This is a genomic window from Paenibacillus sp. sgz302164, assembly GCF_056120505.1.
The window spans coordinates 83675-101461 of the sequence record NZ_JBVYOL010000018.1; the positions used below are offsets into that span (position 1 = coordinate 83675).

General features: G+C 41.6%; 15 protein-coding genes and 1 pseudogene. 2 read left to right on the top strand and 14 right to left on the bottom strand.

Going from position 1 to position 17787, the window contains the following annotated elements:
- Positions 1-152: 152 nt before the first annotated feature.
- The 4 genes and pseudogenes from AC0LWT_RS26705 to AC0LWT_RS26720 all read right to left on the bottom strand — a co-directional run bounded on the left by AC0LWT_RS26705 (position 153) and on the right by AC0LWT_RS26720 (position 6446).
- Positions 153-974 carry a class I SAM-dependent methyltransferase gene (locus AC0LWT_RS26705; RefSeq protein WP_474684326.1) on the bottom strand — a complete coding sequence of 274 codons (822 nt, stop codon included), beginning with the start codon at positions 972-974 and terminating at the stop codon, positions 153-155.
- A gap of 24 nt (positions 975-998) precedes the next feature.
- On the bottom strand, positions 999-1793 hold the full coding sequence (locus AC0LWT_RS26710) for a phytanoyl-CoA dioxygenase family protein (protein WP_474684327.1): 795 nt from the start codon (positions 1791-1793) through the stop codon (positions 999-1001).
- A 545-nt stretch (positions 1794-2338) separates the two neighbouring features.
- Positions 2339-4336 (bottom strand): annotated as a pseudogene (locus AC0LWT_RS26715) (glycosyltransferase); the annotation flags it as partial.
- Positions 4323-6446: a glycosyltransferase gene (locus AC0LWT_RS26720; protein WP_474684328.1), complete on the bottom strand. Its 2124-nt coding sequence runs from the start codon at positions 6444-6446 to the stop codon at positions 4323-4325. The pseudogene AC0LWT_RS26715 and the gene AC0LWT_RS26720, both read right to left, overlap by 14 nt.
- A 164-nt stretch (positions 6447-6610) precedes the next feature.
- On the opposite strand from AC0LWT_RS26720, the gene AC0LWT_RS26725 reads away from it, so the two are divergent.
- Positions 6611-8437, top strand: coding sequence for a glycosyltransferase (locus AC0LWT_RS26725; RefSeq protein WP_474684329.1), 1827 nt, complete (start codon positions 6611-6613; stop codon positions 8435-8437).
- Positions 8438-8446: 9 nt separating this feature from the next.
- On the top strand, positions 8447-10414 hold the full coding sequence (locus AC0LWT_RS26730; protein ID WP_474684330.1) for a tetratricopeptide repeat-containing glycosyltransferase family 2 protein: 1968 nt from the start codon (positions 8447-8449) through the stop codon (positions 10412-10414).
- A 65-nt stretch (positions 10415-10479) separates the two neighbouring features.
- On the opposite strand, the gene AC0LWT_RS26735 is transcribed toward AC0LWT_RS26730, so the two are convergent.
- The 10 genes from AC0LWT_RS26735 to flgL all read right to left on the bottom strand — a co-directional run bounded on the left by AC0LWT_RS26735 (position 10480) and on the right by flgL (position 17757).
- On the bottom strand, positions 10480-10845 hold the full coding sequence (locus tag AC0LWT_RS26735; RefSeq protein WP_474684331.1) for a hypothetical protein: 366 nt from the start codon (positions 10843-10845) through the stop codon (positions 10480-10482).
- The gene (fliS, locus tag AC0LWT_RS26740) at positions 10842-11231 is read right to left on the bottom strand and encodes a flagellar export chaperone FliS (protein ID WP_474684332.1); all 390 of its coding nucleotides are present in this window, start codon (positions 11229-11231) and stop codon (positions 10842-10844) included. The genes AC0LWT_RS26735 and fliS overlap by 4 nt, the downstream gene beginning before the upstream one ends.
- An 8-nt stretch (positions 11232-11239) precedes the next feature.
- Positions 11240-11623 carry a flagellar protein FlaG gene (locus AC0LWT_RS26745; RefSeq protein WP_474684333.1) on the bottom strand — a complete coding sequence of 128 codons (384 nt, stop codon included), beginning with the start codon at positions 11621-11623 and terminating at the stop codon, positions 11240-11242.
- A 22-nt stretch (positions 11624-11645) separates the two neighbouring features.
- Positions 11646-13436, bottom strand: coding sequence for a flagellar filament capping protein FliD (gene fliD / locus AC0LWT_RS26750; protein ID WP_474684334.1), 1791 nt, complete (start codon positions 13434-13436; stop codon positions 11646-11648).
- Between the two features lie 51 nt (positions 13437-13487).
- On the bottom strand, positions 13488-14555 hold the full coding sequence (locus AC0LWT_RS26755; protein WP_474684335.1) for a tetratricopeptide repeat-containing glycosyltransferase family 2 protein: 1068 nt from the start codon (positions 14553-14555) through the stop codon (positions 13488-13490).
- 67 nt (positions 14556-14622) lie between these two features.
- Positions 14623-15432 (bottom strand): flagellin N-terminal helical domain-containing protein, encoded by an 810-nt coding sequence (locus AC0LWT_RS26760; protein WP_474684336.1) that lies wholly within the window; start codon positions 15430-15432, stop codon positions 14623-14625.
- Between the two features lie 116 nt (positions 15433-15548).
- On the bottom strand, positions 15549-15782 hold the full coding sequence (gene csrA / locus AC0LWT_RS26765; RefSeq protein WP_474684337.1) for a carbon storage regulator CsrA: 234 nt from the start codon (positions 15780-15782) through the stop codon (positions 15549-15551).
- A gap of 4 nt (positions 15783-15786) precedes the next feature.
- Positions 15787-16209: a flagellar assembly protein FliW gene (fliW, locus tag AC0LWT_RS26770; protein ID WP_474684338.1), complete on the bottom strand. Its 423-nt coding sequence runs from the start codon at positions 16207-16209 to the stop codon at positions 15787-15789.
- Positions 16210-16270: 61 nt separating this feature from the next.
- Positions 16271-16837 carry a DUF6470 family protein gene (locus AC0LWT_RS26775; protein WP_474684339.1) on the bottom strand — a complete coding sequence of 189 codons (567 nt, stop codon included), beginning with the start codon at positions 16835-16837 and terminating at the stop codon, positions 16271-16273.
- Positions 16838-16860: 23 nt separating this feature from the next.
- Positions 16861-17757, bottom strand: coding sequence for a flagellar hook-associated protein FlgL (gene flgL, locus AC0LWT_RS26780; RefSeq protein ID WP_474684340.1), 897 nt, complete (start codon positions 17755-17757; stop codon positions 16861-16863).
- Positions 17758-17787 lie beyond the last annotated feature (30 nt).

Consider the following 17787-nt stretch of genomic DNA (forward strand, 5'->3'; position numbering starts at 1 on the left):
ATACTCCCAATATATAGAATATTACTTTCATTTGTTTACGGACTTAGAACCGGCTTTCTAGGCCGGGCGTTTATTGAAAACAAACTATCCTTTCAGGTTCGTTCACGCGAAAAGCGATGTTCCACCCGCATAACTTTCCCTTAATTCCCATTTCATTTAACAAGAACAAAACGTAAATATTTATAAAGATCATCGCTCAGCGGAGAGATTGATCTTAGATACTCATCAACTGATTGCGCATCTTCAAAGGATTGACCATGCATAACCGAACCTTGACCAAGAAACCATTGAAATGAAATTTCACATTCGCTGAATCCTATTTGCATAGCATCCTGTTTAAACTGATAGGGCTCAATACCACCTAAAATATTTTTTATATATTCCGCTTTATTGAATGTATCTTTGTTGATTCCGTATTCCTTTTCTACCTTTACATCTGTATATAATACCGATGCAACTTCTTTTACAACAATATCTGACAATCCGGATTTAACATCTGATTTATCAAGCCTATTTATTTTTTCCCAAAATAATTTATTTGGCTCTAAATCAACATAAAAAATACCTCCCGGTCTCAACACTCGATAAGCTTCCTTCAAAATCGCAACATAATCCTCAACATGATGTATAAAAGAATACGCTGTAACCATATCAAAATATTCTGCTTTGAATGGAACTGCATCAGCTGATGTATTATGCAGCGTTATGTTGCCATTCGATGTATCGACTTTATCCAGCATAGCTTGCGTAACATCAACGCCATGAATCTCTTTAAACAAATCCTTTGCAAGGTCAATTATAAATCCGGTTCCACATCCCATATCCAAAAGCTTTGCCGCATTTTCAGGCCGTAGCTGTATTAAGTTATTTCTAACCTTAGCTTTATTCTCTGGTTTAAAATGAGGCTCTGTATGATAGGTATCGGCAACAATTGTATGAACCTCAATATTTGCATTAATAATCTCTGAACTCATCCTGATCTCCCCTTCTACGCATAACTATTCTTGATTTGGTTTATATAGACGATCTTCATCTCGAACAAAAAATTGTTCCATGCTCGTTGGCAATCTAGTATCAAAGCCGATGATTCTACGTGCTTGTGAGTTTAACTGATCAGATATGGCTTCTGGAATACACCGCACCCAATCCATCCTTTGTTTCATATATGGCCGACAAGCATTCATTGTTAATGAATGCCTCCAATTGTCTGTCTTATTTACCCCCGCACGGTGCCATACTCTCGCATTAATAACAATTATCGAACCTTTTGAACAAGTCAACTGTTCACAGTTTTTTTCAAAGTACTCCTCGGTAGGTACTGCAGTGCTATTATGTGATCCTGCTAGAACTTTTGTTGCGCCATTTTCAACCGTAAAATCATCTAATATCCACATGACTCCAACATTCGTCGCGTAATTTGGAATATGTCTCGGACAATCTACATGCAATCTACTTCCATAATTATCACCATGTGGAGGTAAAGAGGATGAAGTATAAGCGTACATAATCCAGTATTCCCCAAGAACAGCCCCCATTAACTTTTGCAGCCTTGTATCCTCTAATAATTTTCCAAAAGCCAGATCCTGACAAAGCAGATCATGAATTAGATATTTATCTAAAATACTACGTTCAGTACCAGCGGGCTTGTATTCCTGAATAGCCTTCATTAGCCTTTCTTTTAAGATTTCACATGAATTGTGATCTAAAAAATTTTCAAATACACTGTATCCTTTAATTTGCATATTGTATTGGTGTTCCTCTAACATCGAAGCAGAGATATCATTTAAATTCATCCTATTTTCCTCCAATTTTTTATAAAAATACGTTTTGCTTAATTATTCGGTAAGGAAATAAACTCTTTCACTGCTTGAACAATATAATCTTCTAGATTATTTTGGATAATAACATGGGACATGTTCAAATTGCTATAAAATTCTACGATGTGCAAACATGTTGCGATGTATTTAGACAAGCTCATTCTATAATCTTTCGGATCATTTAAGAAACCATCTTTCCGGGCATCTTGAAAAAGATTGTACCAATTAGAAATATTATAATAATAATAATTAGGATTATCTTGAGCTTGATCGCTGTGTCGACGGAAATAGCTTAGCGGTTCCGCAATATAAACCCCTTTCCCTTGAGCAAGGAGTTCAATCCACACAGCCAGATCGATAAGACAATTGTACCAATGATCCGTATCTTTGTATGTACCATAGTATTGAATATTACTTTTCCTAAACAAAACAGTTGTGGGCTCGCCAATAAGATTAATCATGTTTCTCAGAACATAATTTCCCAATTCTTTGCCGTCAATAATTGTATCCGTGTTAAATAATTTGGCATTATAAGCTTTCTGAGGAAGAGGTCGTCCATTTTCATCAATTATTTCTCTGTATGAAGTCACTAAGGTTATGCTAGGATCCGCTAAATAATACTCTATCATGCGTTCTATCTTCTCAGGATGAAATAAATCGTCATCCATTAAAAAATTTACATACTCTCCTTTAGCAAGTTTAAAACATTGAATAAAATTTTCCCTTTGTAACGAGGGTTCGTTTTTAATGTAAATAATATGCTTATGATTTTGCAGATAAGGCTGTAGCATTTCCTTTACTTCATCATTCGTGCTGTCGTCACTAATAATTATTTCTATATTTCTATAGGTCTGATTTAACACGCTTTGCAAAGCCAATTCTAAATAATGCGGCCTATTGTACGCGGGAATCAATACGCTGACCAGAGGCTGCTCCTGCTTAATAGCCTCCTCTATTTCTTCCAGTTTCTCATGCAGTAGCCGATAGTAGTCTCGGCTCTCTTGATAAAGCTCCCCCACCCTGTCTTCCTCATTCAATTGCCGCTCAATCTGGTTAAAATAACGGATAGCGTTGCTTATAGCTTTATGATAGTTTTCTTTGTCGGCAAAGAAACCCTTGTAGGGGCTCTCCAGCACTTGATGAGCAAGATCGCATAGTCCGCCGATGAGCATTTTTTTCGATTGAAGTTGCTGCTCTCCATGTTTACGGTAATAGCTGAGTGTCTCTGCGATATATACGGTTTTGCCTTTAGCTTGCAGGTTGCCCCATGAGGCCATGTCTACGTTACATATATATTTTCTGCCGCGGAAACACCCGAAAGGTTCTTCCAAGTCTTGCTTTCGAAACAAAACAGTTGTCGGCTCACCGATAAAATTTAATACTTGGCCCAGCATCAGTTCCCCGGCCTCGATTCCATTTATAACGGTATCTGTATCAAAAAGACGAGCGGTAGCTTGAAGCTGCCCTGCGTATTTGCCACTATCGTCAATTAATTGCCTATGTGAGGTAACGAGCGTGATCTCCTGTTCGGTATCTTCAATAAAATACTGCATCATCTTCTCGATTTTGGAAGGATGGAACAAATCGTCATCCATCAAAAAGTTTACAAACTGCCCTTTGGCCAGTTCCATACATTGAAGATCGTTATCAAACTGACCGAGATTGGCAGGATTCTTAAAATAACGGATTTGCTTGAATTTTTGCAAGTAAGGTTGAATAATTTTACTCGTTTCGTCATTGGTGCTATCGTCACACACGATAATCTCAATATTTCTATAGGTTTGTTGAAGAACACTCTGCAAAGCTAGTTCAAAATAGTAAGGTCTATTATAGGTCGGAATCATAACGCTTACTAACGGGTACAAAACACGCGCGTACTCTCCCAATAAGGTTTCTTTATCCTTTTCCCATCGCGACTGTGGAATGACAGGCTGCTCAGAGATGCACCACGGCGTACTTTGTCTGGCAACCCCCACTTCAAATCCAGCTTGCTTGAATTCCAGCGATTGAGACAGGTCAAAGCACTGATCTCCGTTGAACAAGTCTTCTCTCCAAGGCAGATCATACTGCGTTATCATCAAAAAACCATCGACCGCTTGTACTTCAACATAATCAAAGGGCACACCGCTATGTGAAACCAAGCTCATTTTATGATCGACATATTTATACATCATGCCATAAGGATTTTTGAACTCGTACGGGGATCCTGTCACTGAAATTTGGCCGCCTACCATGCCTAACATACCGAGAGACGGATGCTTTTGAAACAGCCCCACTACATCGCATATAAAACTTTTGTTCACAATGAAGGCCGATTCATGCACATAAACTTTATATTTAGCATCAGAACTACTCATCGCTTGATTGTATCCTGCTGCGATCCCGGCGGACTCCTTAACGGCAATAACCTCTACTTCAAAATCTTTAGGTATAACTAAAGAACTCAAGTACTTTAAAGACTCTTCGTAGTAATGTTCATTACTAATAGAGTAAATAAAGCAAATTTTAGTATTGTTCATGGAGAAGTCCCCTTCTTATTAAGTCAATCGTTTCAATGATTCCATCATCTTTCTCAACGATTTGCTCCAGGTAATGCAAAGCGCTTGCATGTTCACCTAGTTGATGCAGGAACATCCCAAGATTGTATAAAGCTGCTGGATTAGCAGGGTTCCACGCTAGCGATTGATTAAACAAAGGTATGACCATATCGTACAACTCGTGCTGAGCGCATACACAGCCCAACTGATTCAGCAGTTCTGCTTTATGAATAATATCCGTTTCGACCGTCTGAATGATCTCCTCAACTTGAATCTGACCATTCTGCATCACTCCAATAAACTGTTGTACAGCTTCTTCTTCATCTATATTAAATTCGATTCTTCTAAGAATATGTTTAATGGAATCCCCTTGGCTCGCTGCTTTCCTGAGTTCCAATTGAATATGTTGAAGTAAATCTTGCAGCTCTTCGTCTGGTTGACGAATCTCGTTTAAATAGCTTAAAGCAGTTTCAGACTCGCCATATCTGTAAAGGATATATCCCAGGTTGTATAACGTCGTTTCATCGCTGCTATTGAGCGCATGCGCCTGATGCAAGTAAGGCAGCACCTGCTCATGATAGCCCTGCTCATAGTGAAGAATGGCGATTTGATTCAGCAATTCGCTTGGATTGCTCGCCGTTTGCAGCAGCGTATCTATAACTTCGGAAGCATCGAACACTGCCAGCTTTTGAATTGCCGCATTCCTGGAAGTTTCGTTCAGCAAGTCCCCCAAAACCTCGGCAATGGCTCTATTCCCGATTGCTTTGACGCCAGCCCTAATCAAAAAAAACTCGATCTCATAGGCTGTGCTTGAAGGGGCTTGCGCCAGCTCCGCCAACTTTGCAATAAAACTCTGATCGTGCGCCCCCATTCTGGCCGAAGGAACTCCTGTAATACCAACATCTGTGAAACCAGCTTCATCGAACGCACGGTTAATTTCACCAAGATTGTAAAAGCCTCTTTGTTCTTTGCCGATATTTCCGGTAATGAAGCTCTTGACGGCTCGATAATGAAGAATATTAGGAACAGCCATGAGCAGCTTGCCATCCTCTTTCAAAAGCTTCCGGTAACCACTCAGTTTGTTGTGCGCATGGTCGGCCAACAACGTTCTATCCGAAAATAGTATATAATCGAAATAGTTTTCTTCAAACCTCAATTCATCTGGGCTGCTTATTTCTGCAAAATGGCCCGCTATTTGCTTGCAGACAGTATTGGTTTCCACTCCGTGAAGCTCTGCGTGAGGGTACATATGCTTGATTCGAAGCAACGTTCCGCCGCAAAGGCATCCTACATCCAAAACTCTGATTGCTTGATCCCAAGGTTTAACCAGCAGCGTGACCAAATCTTCTCGGATGATGTTGGAAGTATCGGCATCAAAATTCCATTTGTCCAGAAATTTCTCCCGGTTTGTCATCAATAATTGCACAAACCTGGAGTTGTCTTCTTTAAAAGAGGTGCTGCCATAATGATGGATAAATGTATCTCTGCAAACCATCAGTTTGTAGCCGGCGAGTACAATGCGTACGGAGTAATCGTCATCTTCATAATTTCCCGGGGTGAATCGTTCGTCCAACAGGCCGATTTCTTCCACAACTGAAGTTTTAATTAACATGCAAAAACCTACGAGTTTAAGGCATTCCTCCCATTTAGAGGAGTCGGAAACGTTATGCATAGCTGCAAAACCTTGCATCTCATCCAATGTTCCGTATGTCGTCGGAATTTTTTGATAGTATGAAATATTATTCGTGACTACGCCAACGGCCCCCACATCGTCCTTGCTGTATAAACACGCCAACATGTTGTCGAGCCAATTGGAAGTTACGATGGTATCGTTATTCAGTAATAAAATATTATCTCCGGAAGCTATCTCTATCCCTTGATTGCATGCTTTGGGGAAACCGAGGTTCTCCTGATTGGCAATTAAACGAATGTCGTTTTGTTGGGAAAGCCATGCAACAGTTTGATCGGTGGAATAATTGTCCACAACAATGATTTCGTAAGAGCCTGGTTGCGTATAAGTTCTGATACTTTCAATACATTGTTTTGTATAGTCCAACTTGTTATAAGTGGCTATTACGATACTTGTTTTCAAAGGAACTCCCCCGACTATTCAAATAAATACTGTTATTACTTAATATCGACAAACGATCTGCATTTAATTAGAATTGCGACACGATTTAACAAATTCTGATATACTGTAACAAGATTCGCATTTTAGGAGCCGTAATATCATAACCAACCATTGAGGAGAATACAATGAATCCCTTTATAAGCTTGTGCATGATCGTCAAAGACGAAGCCGAATATTTGGACAAGTGCTTGCATAGCGTCTCCGGTTGCGTTGATGAAATCATTGTGGTCGATACGGGTTCGACGGATGCTACAAAGGAAATAGCCCAACGCTATACCCCTAACGTCATCGATTTCGTTTGGAAACAAGACTTTGCCGCGGCACGCAATACTTCTATTCGCCATGCAACAGGAAAATGGATTTTGATCCTGGATGCCGATGAATACTTAGACTCCCAAGCTGCGTCTGACCTGGTCATTTTTCTAAAAAACCTTTCCGTCCAAGGCCCAACCGGCATCATCGTCCCGATCTATAATTATGTAGGACTGGCCAACTCGGGCAAAATTTCCGAATCCAGGGCGATTCGCGTGTTTAATAATAACCAGAGCATTCATTTCATCAGACCTATCCATGAGCAGTTGCACAGCTCGAAAGGCGATTTGCAGGAGATTGAAGGCTCATTCGCTATTTACCATACGGGCTACCTCCAGGATGTCATTGACGCTAAACAAAAATCATCCCGCAATATGGCCATCTTTGAGGCAATGCGAGATCAAGGCAATCTCTCGTGCTATGACTGGTTTACACTTGGAAATGAATATACCATGCAACAAAATTACCAGGAAGCTTTAAAATGCTACCACCAAGCCAATCAACCTTCCGAGGCGGATAAAAGCTGGCTGCCTCTCTGCATCGGCAATCTTATTAATTGCTGTATGAATTTGGCTGAATATACGGAAGCATATCGTCAGATCCTTGCCGCTCAAGCGAAATGGCCTTATTCTTGCGATTTTCATTGGCAAAAGGGCCATCTGCTGGCCAAACTGGGTTTTGACGGTCTTGCTCAAGATGTTCTAAGGATTTGCATGAATTTGGCCGATAATCCTGATATACCTCAATCCGAGAAGGTACTGATCAGTCCGAACTACGCCAGTTCGCTTCCGCTGCAGCAGCTTGCCGTCTTACATATGCGCAATTTCGAGCATCAAGAAGCTGTCCCTGTCTTGTCCAAACTGATCTACGTAAATCCGGATCATATAACAACGCTGAAGCAATTGTTCATCATCCTGCATTCTTTTGGCGAATCGGAAGGATTCGAATCGCTTTTGCAATCGTTCTATCCGGAGCCTCAACCGTATCAACTCATGATGATGCTCGAATTGTGCATAGAGCTGGGGCGGAAACCGTTGTCAGCTGCCTATTGGAAGCTTTGCGAGCAACGTAATGTAGAGCCACCTCTAAGGCTGAAGCTATTGTATGCGATGCTTTTTGAGAATACCTCTCTCTATCATTCGTTCATACAAGAGGAGTCACCTGCTGAAATCGACCCTGACGTCGCGTATATGGCTTTTTTATTGTGGGGGGTCTCCGGCCAAAAAACGTATGAAGATCATTTGTTAGTGAATGTGTACATGAGATTTTTTTACGCCGAACAATACCACTGCTGCGACCTACTAATCAATGAATTCAACCATTCTTCTTTCTTAAACTTGCTGGGCGACAGTTTCTTTAAAGATCGCCAATATGAACTAGCTATTGACTTCTATTCCTCCCTGCTTAATCATCAAACTCTTGACTCGCAAGGCTTTGAACATGTAGGGAGACTTTATGTCGCTCAAGGCGATCTCCTGGAAGGCCTCGATTTTATAAGAAAATCCTTGGAGCTTGACCCGCAAAATGTGACACTCTATACGTTCTTGCTCCAGCATCTGGCTGCAAGCGAAGATCGGGAAGAGGTACGGTCAATATTAGTGAATAAGTTTCCGGGGCTGAAAGATTTCCCATTTGCTTAAGGAGGATTTATGGATAAACTGCTCTCTCTTTGCATGATCGTTAGAGACGAGGAAAAAGTGTTGCGCCGCTGCCTGGATAGTGTAAAAAATTACGTTGATGAAATCGTCATTGTGGACACCGGATCCGTAGATTCAACGAAACAGATTGCTCTGGAATATACGAGCCAAGTTTTCGATTTCGAATGGATCAACGACTTCGCCGCGGCCAAGAATGAAGCTATACGGAAGGCAACTTCCAAGTGGATTTTGGTTCTGGATGCGGACGAATACGTGGATAGCACACAGATGGACCGTCTAAGGGATATGCTGGAGCAAAATGATAGCGAGATCCCGATGGGCTACATCTTAACCATTTACAACTACACCGGACCTATCAGAGAAGGGAAAATGGTGGAATCAACTGCATTGCGTTTGTTCTCCAACGATCCCGATGTTTATTTCGAGCGGGCTATTCATGAACAGGTTGTTTATAGGCACGGTGAAATCAAACAAATTTACTATCGCCTTTCCATCTTTCATACGGGGTATACACAGGAAACGAAAAAAGAAAAAAACAAGTCAAACCGCAACCTTGCCATTTTTGAAAAACTAAAAGAAACGAGACAATTCGAAGAATACGACTACTTTACGCTTGGCAACGAATATTTCGGCGTAGGAGATTTGAAGAAGGCTCTTTATTATTACAAGAGAGCTATGACTAAGAAAGCTGAAAATCAAGCTTTTATTCTGCATTGCATGAATCAAATGGTTATCACTCTTATAGAGCTGGATCGTCTTAAGGAGGCTTTGGAGGTTGTCGCGGAAGGTCTTAGACGCTTTCCCGCTTATGCCGATTACTATTGCTATAAAGCGTTGATTCTCGAAAAAATCGGACTCACTGACCTTGCAGCCGAATGGTTTGAAACGAGCCTGAAAATTGCTGCGTCCCCGGCAGGAAAAGACGGCAGATATTGGCTTGTGTCTCCCAACTACGGAAGCATTGTTCCTTTAGTGCATCTGACGAATATTTATTTATCGAAATCGGATATTCCGAAGTCCGTATCCGTATTGGCAAAACTCATTAATTTAAGTCCCGGCGATCAGAAAGTTCTTTATCAATTATTAAATTTGCTGTCTCAATATGAAAGTCCAGAATCTATCACAGCGTTCATGGAGAAAATTTTCGTGAACCCGTCTCAATCGGACATTCTTCAGCTCTTCCAGGTTAGCCTTCTGTTAGGCAACCAAGCGCTAATTGATTATTACCAACTCTTATGCGAGAAGCATCAAATCACTTTGTCCTCCCACTATCAACTGCTCGTGGCATTGATTCGAAACGACCAGCACGCGTTTGACCGTTTCGTCCAAAACATGGAGCAAGGAGAACAAAGCGAACACAATAATAAGCTGTTCGTCTTAGCGAGTTTGATATGGAATCAGCCTGCTTATGCCGGGCTTTTGCAAGAACCTAATGAGACGGAAGCATTGAATTTGGAACATTTAAAACAAATTATCTCGGTCGCGACCGATTCTCTCTCGACTGAAAATAGACATGAACCTTCATTCACTCCTTATCAGCTTAATTATATAGTTACGCTGCTGATTGATTTATTTAAGTTCGGCTACTTTGACACCTATGATTTGTTTATTCAACGCTTGCAATCCTACAATCATCTACTGGCCAATTTATTAGGCGATCATTTCTACGCCCAAAATCAGCTCCAGCTTGCCCTTGACTACTACTCCCTGCTGATTCAGGATGATCAATTGGGTGCGGTGGGGTACGAAAATTTGGGCAAGCTTTATATCAATCAGTCAGAACTTCAAGAAGGGCTGGAGTTTGTCTATAAATCGATCGAACTGAACCCAACCCAGCCTTCGATCTATGTACTTTATTTAACCCGGTGCACCGATACTGAGCTGTCAAAGGCAATGTTAACAAAATACAAAGAACAATTTCCTCATTATTACGGAATATTCATGAACCATATCACTTAACAACCGACATTATAAAAAGCCGATTTATAAGCAAAAACTTGCTCATAAATCGGCTCTTCCCATCTTTATTTTTTTTGATCAACAAAATATCCTTCAGCTTGCGTATATTGGCTCTGATAAGAATGTTTAAATTGAGCGGCGTGATTCATCTTATTGATCTGAGACTTAACCTCACCCTGAAATTTATGAAGCTTCTCATTGAACAAGGTTTCAAGACGGTTGCATTCGGAAGCAAGATGAATAATTTCCGGATCTAAGGGATCGGCTAGATCGATCTCCCCTAGCTGCTTTAATATATCCGCTTGTTTTGATTGCAATGCCTCTAAAGTGGACATCTCAGCTTCAGATTCAATATCAAGCTCTAACAACAGCCCAGTGGTTTGTTTTAGCTCTTGAAATAAGGAAAATGCCGCTTGTCCTGTAGCCATCATGATTGAACCTTCGCTACAGAATGAAGCTCCTTCATTGCGATTACCCATGTATCCCGCAATTCCGTAATCAAGTCAATACATTCTTGAAGCACATTGGTATCCAATTTAAAATTAGCGTGAAAAAGCCTTCTTTTCACGTAATCATAAATCCTTTCTAGCTGGCCCGCAATTTCGTAATTATGATTCAGTGTAATGAGTAACTCATCTATAATATTTACTGCTTTCTTAATATTCACGTTTTTAACGTTATAATCTTGATTTTGGATGCCTGATAGTGCCTGCTTCATAAACTTGATGCATCCGTTAAAAAGTAAAGTTGTTAATTCCCAAGGAGCTGCCGTGTTAACTTGCATTCTCAGATAAGTTTCCTGAGCTTGTAGATTCATGCTAGCACCTACCTTTTCTCATCAATAGTTAGCCCATTAATTTCTTGAAACTTTGCAATCAGATCAACCACTTTTTCACTCGGAATTTCTCGGATAACCTCATCCGTGTCCGCATTAATGACCTTCACTAAAATCTGCTTCGTTTTCTCGTGAATACTGTATTGAATTTTATGTCTGGCTCCCTCAAGAGTTTTATTCACTTTTTCGATGGCTTGTACGAGGGCTTTATCTGAAATACTCAATTCGTAATCATGCTTATGCAGCAATTGATTTGTCGATATCAAACCGCCTAGCTCTGTTTGAACGGAGTCAGAAGAACTATCAGGAATAGAATGCGATGTCGGATCGTTGCCAACCCGTTGCACTCCAGTTGTTATTGGTCTTAACTCCATATTGGGTCCCCCCTTCGTATCATTATAAATACTTCGAGATTGAACTTAAAACGGAATTACTCTTACCAATAGCCGAATCCATGGCGGAGAACATTTGGTAATAATAATTCTCTTTCTTATCTAATTTCGCATTAGTATCAGTAATTCGCAAGTTAAGGTCCGTGATTTGCTTTCCTATTGTGCTGGTAACATTGTCCGTAGAAGTGCCGGTCCCCCCGGCCTTCTCGATGATCTGCGACATCGTTTTGGAAACCTGATCGTACATTTTCTGTGCAATCCCGTCAGGTTGATTGGAGAACACCTGAACCACAGCGTTAGGATCAGCGCTTAAAGCTTTGCGAAGCTCATTTTCATCGAGAACAAGCTTGCCTGAGTCGCTTGTTGCAGTTGCACTGTAACTCTTTGTGGTGATGCCTATCTTATAAAGCGCATTGTACGTAGTGGAAGAGGATGAGTTTACCGTTGCGCTCACCAACGGCCTCAGACCGCTTAACGCCGATTGGAGGATATCATCGCTTCGAAGCAAACCGCTTTTTGCTTTATCCTCCCAAAGCTTGATGTCAGTATCTTTCATATCTGCTTTTTGATCGTCGCTCAGAGGTGCAAAGCCTCGATATTTATCTTCTTTTACCCTTTTATTCAGAAGATCGAGAGCATCGTTGTAAGCTGTTACGAAGTTTTTAATTTTGTTTACCGTACTATCGATATCCTGGCTGATATTGACCGATACCGGACTTGTTGTCACCTGATTTAATGTATATGTAACACCGCCAGTGGAAAATGTGTTAGAACTTCGTGTTGAGGATATGCCGTCAATAACCACTTCCGCATCGACACCCGCTTTAGCCGTAACATTATCCAGCCCTAACGCGTGCAATAATTTCCCGCTGCCGGCTGCTTCGCTCATGACGATTTGCGTATTAGCGCCGGTATCTTTAGAGGTCACAATCACTTTGTCCATCGTAGAATCATAGGACATATTTACCCCTGCTCCCGATGAATTGACTCTGGAAATAATAGAGGTCAGCGTATCGGTAGCAGAATACGATATTTTCTGACCGTTAATGGTGAAGGACAAGTCGCTGGAACTCAAGTCCGGCGCAGAATTAAATTGTGCCTGATTACTCAAGGACAACGAGAGATTTAACCGATTGGTTTGACCATTGGTAAAACCAATCGACGCAATTCCTGTATTCCCCGAAACCGAACCAACTGTGATTTGTTTCTGACCACCGACATCTCCGAACTGAATTTTACCCCCAACGTTCGTAACATTGATTTTGCCGCTGCCAAAGCTGCTGTTAATCTGATTCTGTATTTCCGCGGCTAATTGCGTCTCATCATACGTACCGTCTTGCAACGTAATTGTTCTTCCAATTCCATCGTAATTGACCGTAAATGAATTATTATTGGAGGCGCTGCTAATAGTAGTTGAAGCGCCAACTGCGCTTCCCAACATATTGTTTTGCGTAATGGAAGAATTCGTGTATGAAGTAGCTGCCGTTGCCAATGTGGTTACTGAAATGCTATGAGAGATCGAACTAGCCGTTCCATCCGCCTTTACTGTAACGGCCCCAGTGTTAGATGAAGTGGCCGAGAGCTGTTTCCAATCGCCCGACAACCTCATAGTATCCAATTGAGATTTTACAGCGGAAAGCTTCGTGTTAATCTCCCGATATAAATCTGAAGTCCATCCCAGCGTAGTCTTTTTCTGCTGCAATTTCTCCAAAGGAGCTTTTTCCGCTTTCATCAGCGAAGTAACCATTTTCTCAATATCCAACCCCGAATTCAATCCCGTTACCCGATTAACCATGTCATCACTCCCTAAATTTTAGTCTTTACTTAATTTATCGTAATTTGCTGCTCATTTATGAAGAGAATTTTGTAAAATTGATAGTCTGGAAGAAGCCTCCTCATAGTCTAAATCGGCGGCATGTTGATAATATTCCAGAGCCTTTACCAACCTGCCCGTTACTTCGTAGTATACTCCCAAATTATATGCCGCTTTAAAAGAACCGACTCCTGCAACAGAACTGTATTTTGTGGTTTCGCCAATTTCAAGCGCTTGTTTAAAATAAATTTCAATAGCGCCAATGTCCCCTGTATCCATTGCCAAAAGCCCAAGCAGAAATGGCATATCAGGAAATTGGGGATAGTTCGGGGCAAATTGCTTTAACAAGCCGGCAGCTTCAACGAACTTTCCCTGCTCTTTAAGTACGTAGCCCAACATCACTACCATGACCGGAAAATACAAAGAAGAGGTTTCATCTATGTTTAAACTGAGACAAAGCTGGCGCTCCGCCTCGATATAATTTTCCATACTATAGTATAACTTACCTAATTGATACCGCATGTAACCGTCATCAGGATACTTCTCCAGGTGAGAGAAGTACATAGGCAAGTAACGATTCGCTTTATCCTTCTCCAAATAAATATCGTTGCCGTAACCGTAATGCGTAATGACGAGTCCTGTATCTTCGAACAAAGCCCGCTGTGAGTTAAAATATACTTGCTCATGAACAATTCCGTGAAATTTGTACTCCGAACGGTTCGGGTAAAAGCGAACCATCCGATGATGTTTGACCCCGTCTTTCGTAATATTGTTCAAAATAACGGAACCGGCCGAATCGGGATATTTACAAATAAATTGTTGCAACACCTCCATCGTGTTGCCCGGCAATTCCTCATCTGCATCTAGGAATAGAATAAAATCTCCGGTCGCATGTGAAGCGCAATAGTTTCTTGCCTCTGAAAAGTCATTGTTCCATGCATAACTGAACGTGCGGGCACCAAAATTCTTAGCAATTTCTAAGCTTCGGTCTTGAGAACCTGTGTCCAGAACGATCGTCTCGAACTCTCTCGGTATACTCGATAATGATCTCTTTAACTGCTTCTCTTCATCTTTAACGATCATGCACACGGTGATTTCCATAAGTCCCCCTTAGTAAACAAGAAGCCCATTACAATGTAATGGGCTTCTTCGGAACGATCCACTAAAATTAGCGGAGCAATTGAAGCACACCTTGAGTTCCTTGGTTTGCTTGCGCCAGCATCGATGTGGAAGCTTGTTGCAGGATGTTCAGTTTCGTGTAGTTCATCATTTCTTTCGCCATGTCTGTATCGCGGATACGGGACTCGGCTGCTTGCAGGTTCTCGGTAGTAGTTCCGAGGTTGTTGAATGTGTGCTCCAATTGGTTTTGGATAGCACCGAATCCGGAACGAGCAGAGTTTACTTTCAGGATGTCGCTGTCGATGTTAGCCAAAGCCGTGCTTGCGTTAGCCATTGATGTAAGGTCTTTACCGCTGATGCTAAGCGAAGACAATTGGATGTCTTGCAGAGATACTGTAACGATATCTCCGGCTTTGTCGCCGATTTGAATAGTAACTCCGCTTGTGCTGTTCAGAACGTTGATACCGTTGAAGTTAGTTTTCTTAGCAATGTTGTCGATCGCTGTGCTAAGGGACTTGAACTCGGAATCGATTGCAGCAAGGTCGGAACCATTGTATGTACCGGTGGAAGCTTTAACCGCCAGTTCTTTCATACGGGACAACATGTCGGAAACTTCGTTCATCGCGCCCTCTGCAGTTTGTACCAAGGATACGCCGTCTTGAGCGTTTGTTTGTGCTTGGTTCAAAGCTCTGATTTGAGTACGCATTTTCTCGGAGATCGAGAGACCAGCAGCATCGTCAGCAGCACGGTTAATTTTGTAACCGGAAGACAATTTCTCACTGGATTTACCTTGAGCGATGTTGTTGGATTGCAAGTTGCGGTGTGCGTTCATTGCGTTAAGATTGTGGTTGATAATCATGGATAATTTCCTCCCTGAATGTATAATTCCACTTCCATGTGGAGTAGGCTTAAAGCCTTACATTATTATATATCGGAAGGGCCGGTTGATTAGTTTATAGCTTTTTAGGCTTCTTGCTATTTTTTTTTGAATTTCGCCATATTTTTCAACTGCTCGGGATCGATTTTTACTTTTGCCGCTTCTATGTTGCTGGATTGGATCGAATCGTATACTTCTTTTCGCAGAATGTTAATCTCTTGCGGCGCCTTAATAGCAACTTTAACTTGATCGCCATCAATTGCCGAAATCAAAATTTCAATATTGTTGCCGATAAGTATGGATTGACCCCTTTTTCTGGAAAGTATGAGCATCCGTTTATTCACCGCTCTCTATCAGGCTGCTTGTAAACAAAGGTTCGTTTGTCTTGTATGCGCTTTGCGGCGGAAGGACGACTTGCCTCCCAATCATCGTTCTAATATTAATGACGATCGGGGCTAATAAGTTAATCGTCGATTCTGCGAATTGCTCATGAATGGTAATGATGGCCGCAACAAAAATGTCCTCCTGAGTTTCGACCTGCAAGGCTGTTTTTACTTTTTCCTCCAGCTCAAACGAGTACCGCTCATGGAAAGAAAAAGGCGATGCAATTAAAAAAGATATCTCCGGCTCGGTTAAGCTTTGCATATAGGCAAACTGTTCGTTTTCTTCAACGATTGAAATTTGAAATTCATTGAGCGTATCGAATCCAAGGATACTTCCCTGCATTTGAATAACGGAATCATGTAGTACAGCTAACATCTTTTCGGGCTCCTTCCACGAAACAGAACAATGCTATAGCCTTGGCTATAGCATTGCCTTTTTATTTGTAAAAATCATATTGGCTGACCTGGATATCAATGGAATTCATTTGCTTCATATAGATTTCCACCGATCCCGGATTATACTGAATATCCGGTTTTTTAGGCGTATATTCAATGATGGCTTTTTGCGGATCGATTTGAATAATAGGCGCGTTGGCTTGATAATATACCTTCACGTTCATATTGGAAGCCTCGGTAGCATACTCCACCGGATTAGGAGCGTGCATATTGTCATAAGCAATTTCGGCAAAGGCATTTTTGGAGTTCGTAATTTGCGCCATCCGATTCCCTTCTTCCACTATCCTGGCAATTCCTTGAAGAGCAATATTCGAGCCCTGGCTGTATATATTGCTCATGAATTGCAAATGCGGACCTTCAGCCAGCGCGCTCCAGGCTGCCGTCGAATCAATTTCCAATTGACCTGCCGGTTGTTGTATGCTAACTTCAGCTTTTGGTTGCTCAATGGACAACTCTCCGCGCTTAGACTCCGTCTCTTGACTGGCATTATGTGTATTAATGCCAATCTGACCGTAAGTTTGGCTAATCGATAAACGTAAAAGGTTCATTTAAAAACCTCCTTGCAAACTACTTATCGGAGATAATCCAGCAGGCTCGGTTGTATGATCTTTGCCCCGGTCGACAAAGAAGCCTGATAAACGCTTTCTTCCGATTTCAGCTTCGTAATCGTTTCGGCCATATCGGCGTCTTCCGTCAAAGCATCAAGGCTGTTTAAGTTCAGGTCCATATCCTTAGTGCGATTATCAATCAGCTCGAGACGATTGCCCCTAGCGCCAACTTCCGACCTAACTTCAAGAACTTTCGTTATTCTTGAACCCAGCTTATCGAACAACGCCGTTGCAGTAACTTGATCGCCTGTTGAAAAAGCATTCTGAAGTCCCTTCAAAACTGAAAACAAGTTATCTGTATCGGATGGCTGGCCGAACACTTCATTCCCGGTAACATTAGTAGGAATAACCACACCGGCTGCGAACTGCGAGAGAATCTCGCCGGAGTCGGTTGACTCCGTCATCGCTCCTGCAGCTGTGTAAGGCTTGATGTCTGTTTTTTGTCCGTTAAAAATATATTTCCCATTAAGTTGATCGTTGCCTAATGTGACCGCTTGCTCATAGATTTGACCCAATTCCTCAGCAATGGCGTCCAAAGCCGATTGCGGATTCGTTCCGTTCAACCCTCTTGTTGCCAGCTCATTAGCCCGTTGAGCCAGATCGCCAAGCTGGCCTAATACGGTGTCCGTATGTTCAACCTGAGACTTGGCCATATCTACATTTTTTTGATACTGATCATTAAAGGAGATTTCGCTGCGATATCTTAGTGCAAATGTAATTCCGACAGGATCGTCGGACGGTTTATTGATCTTTTTCCCTGTGGACTCCTGATTCTGAAGATTGTTCATGCGCAACAAGTTATTGTTGATATTACCCAGCAATTGCATCGTGGTCATGGATTGGGTTACACGCAATGACATGATTAAACCTCCCGGAAGCTTTCTTTATCA